Origin of the sequence: Prochlorococcus sp. MIT 1201 (assembly GCF_047303415.1) — a bacterium.
Taxonomy (GTDB): Bacteria; Cyanobacteriota; Cyanobacteriia; order PCC-6307; family Cyanobiaceae; genus Prochlorococcus; species Prochlorococcus marinus_D.
Genome location: NZ_CP138947.1, coordinates 1,692,991 through 1,708,115 on the forward strand (window position 1 = coordinate 1,692,991; position 15,125 = coordinate 1,708,115).

Annotated in this window: 16 protein-coding genes; 9 read left to right on the forward strand and 7 right to left on the reverse strand. The window is 49.1% G+C overall.

Annotation, left to right across the window (positions count from 1 at the left end; translation table 11 throughout):
- The first annotated feature begins 6 nt into the window (after positions 1-6).
- A complete protein-coding gene (locus SIB41_RS08185) occupies positions 7-621 on the forward strand; it encodes a chromophore lyase CpcT/CpeT (protein ID WP_413358119.1) in 615 nt (204 codons plus the stop codon).
- 320 nt (positions 622-941) lie between these two features.
- On the opposite strand, the gene SIB41_RS08190 is transcribed toward SIB41_RS08185, so the two are convergent.
- Entirely contained in the window at positions 942-2,291 is a 1,350-nt protein-coding gene (locus SIB41_RS08190; protein WP_413358121.1) for a HEAT repeat domain-containing protein, read from the reverse strand.
- Between the two features lie 1,781 nt (positions 2,292-4,072).
- Between SIB41_RS08190 and SIB41_RS08195 the strand changes: the two genes are divergently transcribed.
- Positions 4,073-4,993 carry a HEAT repeat domain-containing protein gene (locus SIB41_RS08195; protein ID WP_413358123.1) on the forward strand — a complete coding sequence of 307 codons (921 nt, stop codon included), beginning with the start codon at positions 4,073-4,075 and terminating at the stop codon, positions 4,991-4,993.
- 3 nt (positions 4,994-4,996) lie between these two features.
- Here the strand turns inward: SIB41_RS08195 and SIB41_RS08200 are convergent, their stop codons facing one another.
- From SIB41_RS08200 to SIB41_RS08210, 3 genes are all read right to left on the reverse strand, one after another.
- Positions 4,997-5,509 carry a HEAT repeat domain-containing protein gene (locus tag SIB41_RS08200; RefSeq protein ID WP_413358125.1) on the reverse strand — a complete coding sequence of 171 codons (513 nt, stop codon included), beginning with the start codon at positions 5,507-5,509 and terminating at the stop codon, positions 4,997-4,999.
- Positions 5,510-5,801: 292 nt separating this feature from the next.
- Positions 5,802-6,269 (reverse strand): bleomycin hydrolase, encoded by a 468-nt coding sequence (locus SIB41_RS08205; protein ID WP_011131049.1) that lies wholly within the window; start codon positions 6,267-6,269, stop codon positions 5,802-5,804.
- Positions 6,270-6,325: 56 nt separating this feature from the next.
- Positions 6,326-6,871, reverse strand: coding sequence for a bleomycin hydrolase (locus SIB41_RS08210; protein WP_011826841.1), 546 nt, complete (start codon positions 6,869-6,871; stop codon positions 6,326-6,328).
- 479 nt (positions 6,872-7,350) lie between these two features.
- Between SIB41_RS08210 and SIB41_RS08215 the strand changes: the two genes are divergently transcribed.
- Both SIB41_RS08215 and SIB41_RS08220 read left to right on the forward strand, forming a co-directional pair.
- Positions 7,351-7,557, forward strand: a complete 207-nt coding sequence (locus tag SIB41_RS08215) for a hypothetical protein (protein WP_041384640.1) — start codon at positions 7,351-7,353, stop codon at positions 7,555-7,557.
- Between the two features lie 112 nt (positions 7,558-7,669).
- Positions 7,670-8,389 carry a heme oxygenase (biliverdin-producing) gene (locus SIB41_RS08220; RefSeq protein ID WP_413358127.1) on the forward strand — a complete coding sequence of 240 codons (720 nt, stop codon included), beginning with the start codon at positions 7,670-7,672 and terminating at the stop codon, positions 8,387-8,389.
- Here the strand turns inward: SIB41_RS08220 and SIB41_RS08225 are convergent.
- Positions 8,386-8,520: a hypothetical protein gene (locus tag SIB41_RS08225; protein ID WP_413358129.1), complete on the reverse strand. Its 135-nt coding sequence runs from the start codon at positions 8,518-8,520 to the stop codon at positions 8,386-8,388. The genes SIB41_RS08220 and SIB41_RS08225 overlap by 4 nt on opposite strands.
- Before the next feature lie 97 nt (positions 8,521-8,617).
- Here SIB41_RS08225 and SIB41_RS08230 point away from each other — a divergent pair, with 97 nt between their 5' ends.
- The 3 genes from SIB41_RS08230 to SIB41_RS08240 all read left to right on the forward strand — a co-directional run bounded on the left by SIB41_RS08230 (position 8,618) and on the right by SIB41_RS08240 (position 10,818).
- Entirely contained in the window at positions 8,618-9,367 is a 750-nt protein-coding gene (locus SIB41_RS08230) for a 15,16-dihydrobiliverdin:ferredoxin oxidoreductase (protein WP_413358131.1), read from the forward strand.
- A complete protein-coding gene (locus SIB41_RS08235) occupies positions 9,364-10,137 on the forward strand; it encodes a phycoerythrobilin:ferredoxin oxidoreductase (RefSeq protein WP_413358133.1) in 774 nt (257 codons plus the stop codon). Before SIB41_RS08230 ends, SIB41_RS08235 begins: the two co-directional genes overlap by 4 nt.
- A gap of 201 nt (positions 10,138-10,338) precedes the next feature.
- Positions 10,339-10,818, forward strand: coding sequence for a low molecular weight protein-tyrosine-phosphatase (locus SIB41_RS08240; RefSeq protein ID WP_413358135.1), 480 nt, complete (start codon positions 10,339-10,341; stop codon positions 10,816-10,818).
- On the opposite strand, the gene SIB41_RS08245 is transcribed toward SIB41_RS08240, so the two are convergent.
- Both SIB41_RS08245 and SIB41_RS08250 read right to left on the reverse strand, forming a co-directional pair.
- Positions 10,802-12,352 (reverse strand): bifunctional pantoate--beta-alanine ligase/(d)CMP kinase, encoded by a 1,551-nt coding sequence (locus SIB41_RS08245; protein WP_413361473.1) that lies wholly within the window; start codon positions 12,350-12,352, stop codon positions 10,802-10,804. The two genes, SIB41_RS08240 and SIB41_RS08245, sit on opposite strands and share 17 nt — an antisense overlap.
- Positions 12,349-12,948 carry a septal ring lytic transglycosylase RlpA family protein gene (locus SIB41_RS08250; RefSeq protein ID WP_413358137.1) on the reverse strand — a complete coding sequence of 200 codons (600 nt, stop codon included), beginning with the start codon at positions 12,946-12,948 and terminating at the stop codon, positions 12,349-12,351. Before SIB41_RS08250 ends, SIB41_RS08245 begins: the two co-directional genes overlap by 4 nt.
- Before the next feature lie 317 nt (positions 12,949-13,265).
- On the opposite strand from SIB41_RS08250, the gene purM reads away from it, so the two are divergent.
- Positions 13,266-14,303, forward strand: a complete 1,038-nt coding sequence (gene purM, locus SIB41_RS08255; RefSeq protein WP_413358139.1) for a phosphoribosylformylglycinamidine cyclo-ligase — start codon at positions 13,266-13,268, stop codon at positions 14,301-14,303.
- A gap of 170 nt (positions 14,304-14,473) precedes the next feature.
- Complete coding sequence (locus SIB41_RS08260) at positions 14,474-15,112, forward strand: histidine phosphotransferase (RefSeq protein ID WP_413358141.1); 639 nt, start codon at positions 14,474-14,476, stop codon at positions 15,110-15,112.
- The last annotated feature ends 13 nt before the right edge of the window (positions 15,113-15,125 follow it).

A 15,125-nucleotide genomic window follows, 5' to 3' on the forward strand; every position in this document is an offset into this window, starting at 1 on the left:
AAAAAGATGCGTCAGAGTTCATTACTACGTTTCGCCAAAACATTAGCTGCTCACTACAGCAACAAGGAGCAAGCTCAGAAAGATCCAATCCACTTTGCCAGAATCAATATCTACTTTAGGCCACTATTATGGGATGTATTTAAAGGGCCTGGATATTATTCAGAGCAAAGTTACGACTATGATCCATGGCGTCCTTATCGTCAAGGCGTGCATAAATTACTAGCAAACAAAGAAGCATTCATATTGGAGAATTATAGTTTGCAAGAGCCTAAGCGCTTGGCAGGCGCAGGTTTTTACCCTGACCTTCTCAATCACCTATGCGCTGATACGCTCCTTCCGCGACGGGGCTGCTCTATGCACTTCAAGGAAGTAAAACCAAACCAATATCAAGGACAAGTTGAACCTGGTAACAACTGCCTAGTTCCTCGCAACAACACCATGACTTATCTGGTCAGCGAGGTGGAGTTTGATGAAAAAATTTGGATTAGTCGAGATCGCGGATTTGACCCAAAAACACATGAACAGCTCTGGGGCTCAAAGCACGGTCCACTTCACTTCCAACGTATTGTCAATCTAGGCGATCATCTTAACGAAAGCTGGTTGCGCTCGGCCTCACACTGAATTAACACATCAAAGAAACTATTGATGTGTCGCAAGAATGAAATAACAAGAGGGAGAAATCCCATGACAGTTTAATACATCTATTAACTGTCCCATGAACTCACATCCTGCTTTCCAGGGCCACTAAGCCATTGCCATTTTTACCTTGCAAAAGCAAGGCCCTCTCGAACACTTCGAGATAAAAGCATGAAGGAATTAATAGGCTTAATATCTTGATAGTTGACCAGCAATATAATAATAAATAAAGCACTAAATCTATAATCAATACTGCTATCCAAGATTCACGAGCAAGGGGAATCCGCGAACAAAGAAGAATGCCCTTAACTTAGAGGAGGAGAACCCCCGATACGATTCATCCCAAGACTGTTAACCTTAGCTCGAACAAAGCGATGTGGGTCCTCCTTACTTCTAACCACATTTTCTACCAATGTGCCCCATTCTTCTACATGAAGCAAAGGCTCAATAGCCAATAATGCTGAATATCGACAGGCCCAGTAAGGAGACTTCTCTGGGTTGAGCCATTGAGACAAATAGGAGCAACCAATCTCGGGGCTATATTGCATCAGCGTAAGGATGGAAGCTGGCTTGAATTTAATAAAATCAGGCCAACGTCGATCAAGTGCAGAGAAGCAGAAATCCTGAATTTTCTGTTGTGCTGTTTCCGGCCAATCGGTCATACATCTAAAAAGAAGCATAAAGAAATAGAGCGCACCATAATCCTTCTTTGCTCGTTCCCAGCATTTCAATAACAAAGGCCAAAGCTCTGTTGGATTGCGACTACGCAAGGTCTGAACAGCAAGATAACAGCGACTGAAATCAGTCCCGAATAGTTCCTCAATCAGGAAGGCATCTTTAGGGGATTCATCATAATGATGCACGAGATCAAGATCATCTGGGTCATCAAGCATCAGCCCATCCAAAATAACCAGCAAATCAAGGCCATTCTTCTTTACAAACTCTTCAGGCCAAAGAGCATTCAAGGCCCGCATGCGAAAGGTCGGAGATACAGGTGCCCTTAAAGTAGCCTTAAGTAAATCAAATTCACCTGCATCGATAACATCCTGAATGGCAAGATGTCGATCCATCTGAACAGGAAGGGCCAGATGCAACTCCAGCTCCATCAGTCGATCTTTTTTGCCGCAAAGCCTAAACACTGCAGCAAGAGCAGCACCACGAACACCAGGCGTGGCATCATCCTGCAAAGACTCAATTCTTGATGCCGCTGAAACCACCCCAAGACAAGCCAGGCTCTGAATCAACACGCGCCGATGCTGCTTGGGATCATCTAGCAAAGACAGCATGACTTGATGTAGATCAGGGTCCTGACAATCCAACTCTTGAAGGGCCCAAGCAGAAATCTCAACCAAATTTGGATCAGTGCTTGTAAGGCAGCGACCAATGGCAGGAATTGCAGCGGTACAACGAAGACGAGCCAAGCCCTCAACGGCCTTTTTACGGGCAATCACAACAGGCAATTCAGAGGACTCTGACTCAACCAGGCGCAACAAGGCCTCTTCTGTCAAGGGTCCAGGGAATTTGCTTAGGTGAAAGGCTGCCTTGTAGTAATCACTGGCCAACTCCAACTTATTGATAGGCGTACAAAGAATCTTGAGTGCCTCTTCCTGGCTGAGAGATGGAAGATGATCGAATGGGCTCTTCAGCTCTTTCACTAGATCAGAATATGAACGAGGAGCAAGGCAGAAAGGTTAACCAAGTCATTACTCTGGAACACTACATTCCTATCTGAGTCATCTTTTAAGAAATATTAGGCAATCGTGAACTCTACTGTTTTGCGAAAGGTACTGATCTCACGTTAGAGGCATGCCTACTGGAAGAAGCTGGAATAGAAAAGTATGGCTACTAACTGATCATGAATTTGAGATTCAATAGAGGCAGCATTCACTGAAATATCTAATCACTAAATTGATCCTTGTCATCTTGCCAAGACCCTCAAAAACCTCTCAATCAATCATTCTCTCCCATAGCAAATAGCCTCAGTGTTGACTACGGAATGACTCTTTATGACTGAGGGGAATCGAAATGTCTGCCCCAATTCAACATAGAAAACACTAGCCAGATTTCAGCAGCCAAAATGTGATACATGCTTCGAGCAAAGATGCATTCATTAAAGAGGTGAAAAAATCATAATACAATGCATAGGTGAATTCATGAGTTGATATTACCAGCTGTTCAGGGACAGGAGCTTCTGTTTCCAATAGAACGATAGCTTCAATAATGATTGACTGATTCAGCCAGACAAGTTTACTTCTATCTCTTGCAACTAATGCAGCAAATTAGAAAATAACAAAGAATGGCCAGGACTCCACTAATAGCCCCTAAAAGAAGCATCAGCTAAAGAGCAAAAGATTAGGCTCAAAGCCATAGCCGCATGAAATCTATGTGCCAACTTAAGCCGCAAAGTATCATGACTCATCCATTGCTTTTCGGCAAAGAAATCTACCATCATTAACTTAATGAGACTGCCGCGCTATTGCCCGCCCAATTGAGCTCACTTATGAACAGTTCACGTCGCTCAACCTCAACGAAAGAAGCTATTTCTACTTCCATACTGCAATCTGTAGCTTTTGATTCATCCACATGAGTCATATTGATCAACAATAAAACATGTTTTGAGATAGAAAAGCTGTGGGAATAAGCAAAGGATTCCATTCTATGGAAATAGAGCGCAGGGCTAAAACTCTTAGTACATTGACTGACATACAATCTGGGAAGGAGTCGAGACTTGCGCAAGCATTGGTAATAGCCTTAAAAACAAGGCCAACTTTCAACCACCCAACAAGGGGGCTGGAGTACCTCAAGAATCAATTTTGATTCTAAAAAATCAAGCTTCACTGAACAGCTTATCGTCGCTTTACTGAACACTATTATATCGACAAGTCAATCATCCCAAAAGGGGGAACTCTAATGGCTTCAGATCAATGAAATTAAAAAACCTTTTAGCTTCTATCACCATCCTGAAGCTGTTCTAGCTAATGGTAATTATCAAGCTGTTGGAGTCTACAATCTCAGGTATGCACAAACTTAACTGCTTATCAAGCAAAGCAAACACAATCGCAGGATCCTTTCAAGGTCCAATAACTATCGCAATAACTCTGACCATCCCTTAAACAAATTTATAACAGCTAACCTTCCAAAGGCAATCAGGATGGCAAAGGGTTTAACTAACTTCAAGGCTAAAAAACGCAGCAAAACCTTCGGTCAGGATCCTTACTAGTGAAATTCCAAAAGAATGAAGGCACAATTTCTAATTACAGCCAAAATCCTGCGCAATTCACAAATAGCATCATGGTCTCATTGTTATCCCCTTAGCCTTCTATCAGGCAGGCTTGCATAAGGGCCTTAACCGTTAAAACAGTGGATCCGTTGATCTCTCGACTCTAGTCATTACCTTGCTCACATCGATAATGCATGCATTCTCAAGTCGACAACATTGACACAGGACCACCCCTTCAGCATCAACACTGACGAGTCGTTGCTGAATGAAGACGAAGCCGCTGAACTGGCCGATGAATTAAAGGCCATGCTCAGACGTGGAGACACGCCGAAAGCCGATGCAGAGCAAATTCAGCGCATGGTGTCTGGTCTTGGCGATCATCGAGGATTGCTTCGACGTACCTTTGCAGAAAGTCTCGGCGTCGTAGGCAAGGCCGCGGTGCCAGCACTTTGTGTGGCCCTACACAAGCATTCCAGTGCCACGGTGAGGCGCGCCGCCGCAAAGACCCTCAAACTGGTGGGCGATCCAAGCACCTTGCCAAATCTCCTCGAAGCCCTTCTCAACGATCCAGACCCTGTCGTTCAGGGATCAGCGGCAGGAGCTATGGCGATTTTTGGTGCCGATGCAGTAGAGCTCCTGCTAGAGGTCCTCATCAATCCCAACAGCACAGCAATGCAATGTGGATTCGCTAGCTGGGGGCTGGCCTTTGTGGGAGCTCAAGCACCTGATGCTCTTCGCAATGCAGCCCAATCCGACCATGCAGAAATTAGAGCGGCAGCCATCGCCGGCCTGGGAGAGCAAATACAAGCCTTGGGTGATACAGATGCTCGAGAGCTTCTCCTAGAAGCTTTAGTTGACCCTGCCAGCGATGTGCGTGCTGAAGCAACCATATTGCTTGGCAAGCTACACGAACCATCCTGGGCACAGCCAATGTTATTGGCCAGGCTCGATGATTTACACCCTCAAGTCCGAAAGAATGCAGCCTTATCTCTAATGAAACTGAATGCAACGGAAACACTCAATGAACTGCTTGCAAGAAAGTCTGCAGAACAAGATGAAAGCGTCAATAGGGTTTTGCAGCTCGCAATTGATCAGCTTTCGCACGAAGATCTAAAGAAACATAATGATGAAAGCTAGTCATTATTGAGTACTGGGCTTGCCTGCATTACGTTGCTCCAATGTATTGAGAGCATCAATCACGCTCCCTCCCAACAAATCATCAATTAAATCATCCGCCTGAAGCTCTTTCAAGCAAGCTTCAGCTGCAGGATCATCAACTTCCCCAAGAGCAGTTACTGCAATAGCCGCCAGCAAGATATTCTTACTTTTGCAACTCTGTAGCAGAAGCGGAAGCCCCTGCTTGCCGAGAAGAGATAGAAGCGGAACCACTGTAAGAATCAACTCAGGGATATCATCCTGTAGAGCCAATTCGACAACCTCCATGGCCTCTTTTGGGAAGGCTTCACCAGGGAACTTAGCTGCCACTTGCACAAAAGCCTTGAGACAACTTGTGCGAACTATTCTATTCTCACTGGCATGAAATACCTGCGCCAAAGGGAGCAAGGAGCGTCCACCAAATACACCAAGGGCTTTTACAGATGCTCTTCTAAGTTCAATATCCGTCTGATCCAGATTGGCCAGCAGTCTAGGCATTGACTCCTCAGGCCAGTGGCGAGACATTTTCAAATAAGCTTCTTCTTTGATTTGTGGATTTGGATGAGCAAAGTCATCAAATAAATCCTCAAGATCAGGCTTACAGTTTTCATCCTTGCTCATGTATGTAGGCTTAGCACATCTCAAGTCACTAGCGATAAGAGTAATTCAGAAGAGCTTGGTGGAGATCTTTAAATCAAATAGATTCCCAATGCTATTACAGACAAGGCCAACCAAGCTAAAAAACAAGCTGCGCAGACCTTGAAAGGTAGCCGCCTAAAGGCATTGAGGTTCAGGAGAGAGCATTAATCAGGTAGTTAAGAAGGTCCTTAAACTCGTTGGCAGCTTGCTGATCCATATCACGAGGAACACATACACGCTCACGGATGTAGCTAAAGGCCTCGATGTAGGCAGAAGTAGGGATACCGAGTGTGCGAAACACTTCTCGAACACCGGCAATACCCCACTCATCAAGGGGGCCAGTGCTACCTGCTATCAAGCAATAGTTAATCAGGCGCAAGTAATGGTTGATGTCTCTTGCACACTTGTCCCTAGTTGCAAGGTCATACTTACCATCGCTGTAAACAGCTTTAAGTGCATCAGCAGTCACATTATCTATGCCAGAAGCCAGCTTCTCAGCAGCTTCCATGCGGGCAGCCGCACGATCGAAGGATACCTTGACAGCTTTAAGGTCACTTATATCAGGGAAACGACCTGCTGCATCTGCTGCAGTGATCACTGTTGTGACAGCAGATTTCATCGTGTGATTCCTTTTATGGAAGTGTGATAATTAACTTGAAGAAGATTACGAATGATTCAGCTCAGGGAGCTGATCACACGATCAAAATAGGAAGCAGCTTCTGCAGCAATGCCCTGGCAGTCAGAACCCTTACCAGAGATGCCCTGGAAAGCAGAGGGACCAGAATTTGTATCAGTAATGATAGCGACAGTAGCGGCCTTCATGATCTCAACAGCACGAACTGCGTTCTTAATAGGCACGCCCAGAGCGTCGTAGGTCTCTTTGAGACCATTGAGGCAACGATCATCCAGAACAGATGCATCCCCTGCCAAGAGGGCGTAACTGACATAGCGGAGGATGATCTCTCCATCGCGCAAGCAAGCAGCCATGCGGCGAGTGGGGTAGCAGTTACCGCCAGGCTGGGTCATGCCTGTGTTCTCGCAAACCATGCCGCTCACTGCATCCGCTGCAATACAAGAAATGTGTTGCGCGATTGCATTGGTTGCATCGATTCGAATGTTGGCATCCGCAACGTGCTGACGAAGAGAAGCCAAATCGGCACTGCCGAGGCAAGCCCCTTTGGCATCAGCACCAACTACAGCGCGAGAGAATGCGTCAAGCATTGGCAAGCCGGACAGGACTGGGGGTTAGGGAGCTTCTGAACCATTAAGGGAAGACTCCAAAAGCTAGATGGACATTACCACTTGCAGATAAACCTCTTAATGCGGGTGACGCCTTAAGAAGCCTGCATTAAAGCGGCAAGACCTTTGCGCTAATGGGTTTTGCCCCCCTTGATTGGGCTGAAGACGAACGCAATCGTAAGCCTCTATACCGAAACCCAGCCAATCAGCAAGCAATCACGCAACGGTTCGTCACTGAAGCATCCACGCAACCAAGACACACTGCTTGATCAAACTTTTGGGCTTCGGCACTCCAACAGACTCCAAGCCATCAAGAGTAGAAGCAAGCCATGCAAGGCTTCATTGAGTTGCGTTGATCATTGCTCGAAAGGCTCGATGTTGAACTCCTCTAAAGGGGTTCTCTTGCTTGAAATGATGATTAAATATTCAAGTGTAGGCTTAAAGATGAGTGATTAAAACCAATGCCTGAAGCCACACGAGAAGAGCTACAGGAAACCATTGGGGATCTAAACGCCTATCGCAAGCGATTACGAAATGAAATCATCTCGATTGGGCAAAAGCTCAGGATGCCTCAAAAAAAGATCGACGCCTCATTGGCCGAACATACCGAATTGCAGCGAATCGACTTGATTCTCACTGAGCTCGTCGCACAGCGTGATCAGAATTAATCCAGCCTCATTGCCGTTGCATCCTGTTCAAGTGCGAATCCTTCTTTTAAGGTCTTCCTGAAACTGCCATTTAGCCTCCTAGGGTCAATCAAGACATTCGACTTCAAGCACCTTGGCGGTAGCCCTTGCGAGCCAACTAAGAGAAGGCACCAAGGCCGCCCACACGATGGCCGAGAACACTGGTTTCGTGAGCTGTTTCCTTAAAGGGGTGGTTGATCAGTCCAGTTATCGCATGCTGGTGGCTGATCTCTATTTCGTCTACTCCGCACTGGAAGCAGAAATCGGCAAGCTGCGTGAGCAAAAGCATCCGGTGGTGGCACCTATTGGCTTCCCCGAGCTCAATCGCTGCGAGGCCTTAGAACAAGATTTGATGTTTTATTTCGGCAGCGACTGGCGCAATCTGGCCAAGGCGACGCTGGCGGCTCAGGAGTATGTGGCCCGTATTCATAAGTTGGCGCAGGAGTCGCCTGAGTTACTAGTGGCTCATCACTACACCCGCTATCTCGGGGACCTTTCAGGCGGTCAGATTCTCAAGACCATTGCCCAGAAGGCCATGAAGCTAGGGGGCAATGACGGCGTGCGTTTTTATATCTTTAATGACATTGAAGACACCAAAGCGTTCAAGACTCTATACAGCGCCACCCTTGATAGCCTGCCGATCAATCAGCAGACCGCCGAACGCATGGTCGAGGAGGCAAATATGGCCTTTCACTGCAATATGGCCATGTTCAAGGAGTTGGAAGGCAACCTAGTGGCTGCAATTGGAAAGGTCCTGTTTGGATTCCTCACGAGCCGCCAACGAGGCGGCAGCACTGAGGATGCGGTGGCCTAAGAGGAAAAATCAAGAGGTTGGCGGAGAATTAACACCTTCAACTGTTCAACACTTTCAACCTGGCTGAGGATGAAATGCTTGCGATCACCAGTCCCTATCAGTCCACTCTTGAGATCGAACGATCTGGGCATGTGATTGGCCTATTCATCAAACATGCCATGAAGCATCAAACCACTGATCTTGAGAAAATATTCAACTCAGCCCAAAGAAGTGAGGGATCACATTTAGATGTTTGACCCATTACTTGAGAAACTGCACTCCAGCATCCGAATACAAGGCGGAGAAACTGCAGCAGTTCCTGATGGTCTTAGGGAATGTCGAAACGAGAAAAAAAACAGCTTGATTCGAAGTTGGCTCTGGCAGGTGCCAGGGTTCCGTCGCTGGAGGGTCTCGCGACTCGATGCAGGGGAAAGCCTTCAGGTCCTCAACTCAGTGGCTTATCCGAACTACAACATTGATCAGCCATTGATGGGATTGGACTTGTTGTGGTTTGGGAAGAGACAAAAGCTAGTAGCGATCCTTGACTTCCAACCCCTCATTCAAGATCAGTCCTACTTAGAGCGCCACTTCCAGGGACTCAAAACCCTCCAAAATCGTTTCCCTGAACTGAGTGGAGAGGAGACGATGCGATTGTTCGATCCCAATCAATACTTCTCCCCCTGGTTACTTTTCTGCAGAGGCGGCGCCGAAAAAGCAACCAACTCCTTACCTGAAGCGTTCAACGCTTTCCTGCACTGTTACTGGGAGCTTCACCAACAAAACAACGATAAGGCCTCCCTAATACCGGCGGCCGAAGTCAAACAACTACAGATCGCTTATGACATTTACAGCGCTGAGCGGGATCCCGCCCACGGCTTGTTTACGAGTCATTTCGGCAAGGCATGGTCTGATCGCTTCCTACACGAATTCCTATTTCCTGCCAGCACTAAAGCGGATTCATCTCCGCCGGCAGACGCAGACGATGACCTACCTCGATGAAACCCTTACGCCTAAGCAGCCTTGATCCAGTCAAGATGCCCGAATGGCGATGGGCGCCGTTCCTCAGCCATGCCATCAACGCTTTCATACCACTGAAGCCTGAGCCATACCCAGTAGCTCCAGAGTTCCTGCAAAGAGAAGGGAAAACAGGCTCCAAATCTCAACCCATCAGGGTAACAACATGCACCTGGGCTTGCAGAACCAAAAAGTTCAGACAGGTGCGAGCCGCGTGCGTGGAGGCCGGCCGTTCTGCCTCGGTCTTGAATTTCGTGATAAACCCTTATCACACCTTCGATCTTCCCTTCTTCGGTGCAGACTTAGTAACACTTCCATCTGGGCACCTTTTAGCACTGGACTTACAGCCAGCAATCACAAGTGACGAACGCCATACCAAACAAGTCTGGGAACGACTGATGCCAATCTTTGAACACTGGAGAGTTCACCTCCCTGAGGGAGGGCCGATACCAGAAGAAGCTAAACCTTACTTTTCACCAGGATTTCTCTGGACTCGCCTACCCCTAAGCATTGAAGGGAACCAACTGATCGATGAAGTCATCATGCCAGCATTTAGAGACTACTTAAACCTTTACTTAGATCTTGTCGAAATGGCAGAGGAGGTCTCCCCTCAACGTGCCTTCAAGCTGCTGGAAGGTCAGAAACGATACTTGAGCTACAGAGCGAAAAAGGATCCAGCAAGAGCCATGTTGGCCCGCTTCCATGGTCACCAATGGACCGAGTCTTATATCCATAACGTTCTTTTTGACCTCTAAGAACGCTCTGATCAAGACCATACAAAGTCCCAAATGAACTCATTGAAAAACGAAATTCTTTTGTGCATTGTTGATTTCAACTCAACAAACCTGAGCCAAGGCAAGCCATCAATAGACTTAAAGCCCCTTGCAAATGCAATCAAAGATGCCTCCGTGGTATGCAAAGCGATTCACGCTCAGCCTGCAACGCTTGGAGTCTGAATGAATCATCGGCTGCTGTTCGTTTGCCTCGGCAACATCTGTCGCTCCCCCGCTGCAGAAGGGGTTTTCCTGCATCAACTAAAAAGCCAAGGCATGGAAAAGCACTTCGTGGTGGATTCCGCCGGCACCGGTGGATGGCACGTTGGCAGGCCAGCGGATTCGCGCATGCGTAGTGCTGCCCAGCAGCGAGGGATCCTTCTACCCAGCCGAGCGCGACAGATCACCCTGGAGGATCTACAGACTTTTGATCTAATCCTCACCATGGACGCAGATAATTTGGCGACTGTTCAGAGCATGGCCACTGAAGTCGGCCCTATGGCAACTGCCAGGATCGAGCCCATGCTCAGTTATGCCACCAAAACATCACTTGAAGAGGTGCCAGACCCTTATTACGGAGGAGATGCAGGCTTCGAGAAAGTACTCGATCTGCTTGAAGACGCCTGTGAAGGCCTGCTCATTGAACTCAGCTCCCAGCTGTAGGCCAAACCTCCTCGGGAACCTGCACTCGAAACAGATCGATCAAAGTCTCAATCACCTCCTCAATCGTCATGCCGTCACTGATCAACTCAGTGGCATCTTCAGCTTGGCGTAAAGGAGCAACTTCGCGGGTGCTATCCATTCGATCACGTTCCTCGATTTGTGTTTCCAACTCAGCCAGATCAGGAACCGGGAAACCACGATTGTCCAGGTCCAGAGCGCGACGCCTGGCACGTTCAGCCGGGCTGGCGGTGAGGAACACCTTCAACTCTGCATCTGGGAAAACGGCCGTACCAATATCCCGTCCTTCAGCAACCAAACCGCCTCGTACACCCATCCTCTGTTGCTGAGCCGTCAAAGCCTTACGAACACAGCCGTGAGCAGCAACCACTGAAACCGAGGACGTCACTTCCGGCGATCTGATCGCCTCTGTTACGTCATGACCATTGATCCGAACCGTCTGTGCTCCTGATTGAGATGGCTCAAGCTCAAGCTCAAGATTCTCAAGGATGGTTTTGACTGCTACAGGGTCGTGCGGATCAACATCATGTTGTTGAGTCAACCAAGTGACCGCCCGATACATGGCCCCCGTATCGAGGTAGAGCAGGCCAAGCCGTTCAGCAAAGGCTCTTGTCACGGTGCTTTTACCAGCACCGGCAGGCCCATCTATAGCAACAATTGGCTGACGAGACATCAGAAAAGTGTGATCGATGAGACGAGTCTCCCCGCAACGCACAGCCGCCGCCAGAAGGCAAAGCTTGCGGCCAGCATGCAAAGGCTGCAGGTTAAAGGCATCTACCTTTTCTACATACTCAACCTCCAAGCCAAGTTGCTCCCATGCGCACCGGAGCCCTGCAAGATCAACTGCTCGTCCATCCTGAGACTCCCGAGCAGCTCGAGCAAGTAGCTGAGGCAAGGCCAACGCCTGCTGGCGCTGTTGAGTCATGAGGTAACGATTACGGGAACTACAAGCCAAGCCATCGTCATCGCGCACAGTGGCGACCCCATGCACCCGCACCGGCAAACCCAACTGGGCAACCAAATGGCGCAGGATCACCAATTGCTGCCAATCCTTTTCACCAAGCACAAGCACCTCTGGCCGAACTAGAGCCAAAAGGCGAGCCACCACCGTGACCACACCATCAAAGTGACCAGGCCTACTCGCCCCACACAAATGTGCCTGAAGATGAGAAGGAACCTGAATCCTGAAGTGGGAAGAAGCCCCCCCAGGAAAAACCTGATCAACTGAAGGAGCCCAGAGTGCAGAAGCACCTGATCTTGATGCCAACTCACAATCGGCCTCAAGATCACGAGGATAACTATCGAAATCCTCGGCAGGGCCAAACTGCAAAGGATTCACGAAAACACTCACCAACACAGCGGCTGGTTGAAGCCTGCCAAATCCATGAACTGACTTGATCAGCTGGCCATGACCGCGGTGCAAAGCGCCCATGGTGGGTACGAAATGAACCGAAGACTGCTGATGCTTACGCCATTGATGCAACTCAGCCGTTGAACTGAGAACAGAAAAACTCAGCGCAGCACCTCAAGACGCACTTGGGCAATACCACTCGATATCAAACCAAGCTCGTGGGCAGCACCATGAGCAAGATCGATGACGCGATGAGCGATAAAAGGGCCTCGATCGTTGATTGTCACAACAGCTGAACGATCATTCCAAAGGTTGGTCACCCTTACCTTGGTACCAAACGGCAAGCTGCGATGAGCAGCTGTCATTGTCCCTGGCCTGAAAACTTCACCACTTGCAGTTCGGTTTCCGAAGAAGCCCGGGCCGTACCAGCTTGCTTCACCAGTGCTCACTTGAACAACAGTGGGAGTTGGCTTGACAGGTCGGTTGAGCTTGGCAACTGGAACGATTGGGAACGCTTGTGGTGTCTCAACAACTGAATCAACAGTTAAACCAGTAGCGACATCAGCACTGCCTTGATCTGAGCGGCCTTGATTGGCAGACAAAGGAGTCGCAAGAAGCGAGATTCGTTCAAGCAGGGCTTTCTTTACCTGTTCCCTGGTGACCTTTTTATCGAGGTCAAGATCACGAGCAAAGGCTGGTAACAGTGCAGCACTGCTGGAGCAAACACCAGCAAGAACAAGAAGCGAAACGGAAAATTTCATTACTAGCAGACGACACTTGAATGAGGAGAAAAATCATCCCCAGCAGGAATCCGTCCTTCAACCAACTAAAGTTCCCCAAACCGTACGAATTACATCCTCTCTGTAGAAGAGTTCGAACAGCACCTCCTCGTCAGATTGGTGCAACTTTAAGCAGGTAAACAACAGATCATCACTTGACTTACAAGGGTCAGAGCCATGCCACGCCGATAAGTCGCACTGATGCCGTCCAAAGGCCCCGCTAATGCAAGACAGGACAATCATGACATTGGCTGAATGGAGGGCGGCAGAGGAGGATCTAGAGAGGGCCAGTCGAAACCATGGACTACAAGACCGCGGGCGTTGACGTCCAAGCAGGTAGGGCATTCATCGAGCGGATCAGATCTAGCGTCGAAGCCACCCACCGCCCAGAGGTGATCGGTGGTCTGGGAGGGTTTGGAGGCTTGATACGCCTCCCCGCAGGGCTAAACAAGCCTCTGCTTGTCGCAGGAACTGATGGGGTCGGCACCAAGCTCGAACTAGCTCAGCAACATCAAGCCCACTACGGAGTAGGGCTGGACCTGGTTGGAATGTGTGTCAACGACGTCATCACCAGTGGCGCTGAACCCCTCTTTTTCCTCGACTACATCGCCACCGGAACCCTCAGCCCAGAGGCCATGGCACAAGTTGTGGAGGGAATTGCAGAGGGCTGTCGCCGCAGCGGCTGCGCCCTCCTAGGAGGAGAAACCGCCGAGATGCCTGGGTTTTACGACCCAGGTTGCTACGACCTAGCCGGCTTTTGCGTAGCAGTGGTAGAAGAAGACGAGATGATCGACGGTCGCAAGATCAAGCCTGGAGATCAGATTATCGGTGTGGCAAGCAGTGGCGTTCATAGCAACGGGTTCAGTTTGGTGCGCAAAGTGCTCGCCCTTACTGAAGCCAATAAGAACACTCGCTTCGGATGCGACAACAAACCTCTAATCGAGACCCTGCTAACCCCTACCACCCTTTACGGCCAGCTGGTAAAAAACCTCATAGAAGCAAAAGTTCCACTCCACGGCATGGCACATATCACCGGTGGAGGCCTACCAGAGAATCTTCCCCGATGTTGTCCAAAAGACTTAGTTACCGTCATAGATCCAAGCAGCTGGACCAGACCAGAACTTTTTCAATGGCTCCAAGATGCTGGCCAGATTCCAGAGCATGACCTCTGGCACACATTCAATCTTGGAGTGGGTTTCTGCCTAGTGGTCGCAGAAGAAGCAGTACGTGATGTCCTGCAGGTTTGCAACGAACAAGCTCTTCAAGCTTGGCCTATTGGTCAAGTCGAAACTGCCTCTCCCTCAACCGGGGAGAGATTACGAGGGCTACCCAGCTAAAGCATTGCATCGCAACGGCTCTTGAGTCGCAAGATCTCTCTGACTAATTACATCGGACTTGTACGAGCCTATTCTCGAGCCGATCTTTAGACACGTCCTCAAGTAATATTTACCTATGCAAGCCGAGAGAATATTTCGGCAACAGCGTCGTCAGATCTAACTTAAATCCAATGCCCTTTGATAGCCCCCAGCGCATAACGCGTCGCCGTAGCTCAGCAGGACCTGTGCCTCCAAGACGGCAAATCAATAGTGATTACGACGATCGCAACGCCCCCCACCGTCAAGGTCAGGGTCCGAGGCCAACATTTTTAGCCCTGAGGGACCACGGCAAGGTTTATGTGGCAGACCTCCCCAATCTCTCTGACGGGCAACTGGTACACATCTGCAAAGAAGCTGAGGAAGTTCTTGAAAGCCTGGAGCGTCGCATCAGCGATCTCGAAAGCGAAGCACACAACGGTTTCGGTGATAGCGACACCTTCATCAAGGCATCCACCAAGCGAGATGTGACTCGTCGCTTCATCCGAGCCATCCAAGGTGAGCAAGAACATCGCCTCAGCAATCCAGCCCTACGCAGGGCGGCCGCTGAATCTCTGCCTCGCACGTTCCTCGAGATCTCACGCCACCGCTTGCCTGGAGCAACTTTTGATTCACTGCTTCAAGAAGCTTTGGCAGCCTGCGAACTGAAGGAACTGGACTCCGGCATTGCTACAGAGGCACCCGTCAAGGTTGTCCCCATCCACTCAACTGCAACCACTCTTCCGGTCGTAGTGACACCTGATCCAAATCTTCCCAGCTCAACCAGCGCCTGATAGGGGTTCATTA

What these genes read in the sequence shown, in the direction of transcription:
- SIB41_RS08235 (WP_413358133.1), top strand. Translation starts at nt 9,364, where the DNA reads ATGAAACCCTTACGCCTAAGCAGCCTTGATCCAGTCAAGATGCCCGAA.
- SIB41_RS08215 (WP_041384640.1), top strand. Translation starts at nt 7,351, where the DNA reads ATGCCTGAAGCCACACGAGAAGAGCTACAGGAAACCATTGGGGATCTA.
- SIB41_RS08200 (WP_413358125.1), bottom strand. Translation starts at nt 5,509, where the DNA reads ATGCCTAGACTGCTGGCCAATCTGGATCAGACGGATATTGAACTTAGA.
- SIB41_RS08230 (WP_413358131.1), top strand. Translation starts at nt 8,618, where the DNA reads ATGTTTGACCCATTACTTGAGAAACTGCACTCCAGCATCCGAATACAA.
- SIB41_RS08225 (WP_413358129.1), bottom strand. Translation starts at nt 8,520, where the DNA reads ATGCCCAGATCGTTCGATCTCAAGAGTGGACTGATAGGGACTGGTGAT.
- SIB41_RS08260 (WP_413358141.1), top strand. Translation starts at nt 14,474, where the DNA reads ATGCCCTTTGATAGCCCCCAGCGCATAACGCGTCGCCGTAGCTCAGCA.
- SIB41_RS08185 (WP_413358119.1), top strand. Translation starts at nt 7, where the DNA reads ATGCGTCAGAGTTCATTACTACGTTTCGCCAAAACATTAGCTGCTCAC.
- purM (WP_413358139.1), top strand. Translation starts at nt 13,266, where the DNA reads ATGGACTACAAGACCGCGGGCGTTGACGTCCAAGCAGGTAGGGCATTC.
- SIB41_RS08250 (WP_413358137.1), bottom strand. Translation starts at nt 12,948, where the DNA reads ATGAAATTTTCCGTTTCGCTTCTTGTTCTTGCTGGTGTTTGCTCCAGC.
- SIB41_RS08210 (WP_011826841.1), bottom strand. Translation starts at nt 6,871, where the DNA reads ATGCTTGACGCATTCTCTCGCGCTGTAGTTGGTGCTGATGCCAAAGGG.
- SIB41_RS08240 (WP_413358135.1), top strand. Translation starts at nt 10,339, where the DNA reads ATGAATCATCGGCTGCTGTTCGTTTGCCTCGGCAACATCTGTCGCTCC.
- SIB41_RS08205 (WP_011131049.1), bottom strand. Translation starts at nt 6,269, where the DNA reads ATGAAATCTGCTGTCACAACAGTGATCACTGCAGCAGATGCAGCAGGT.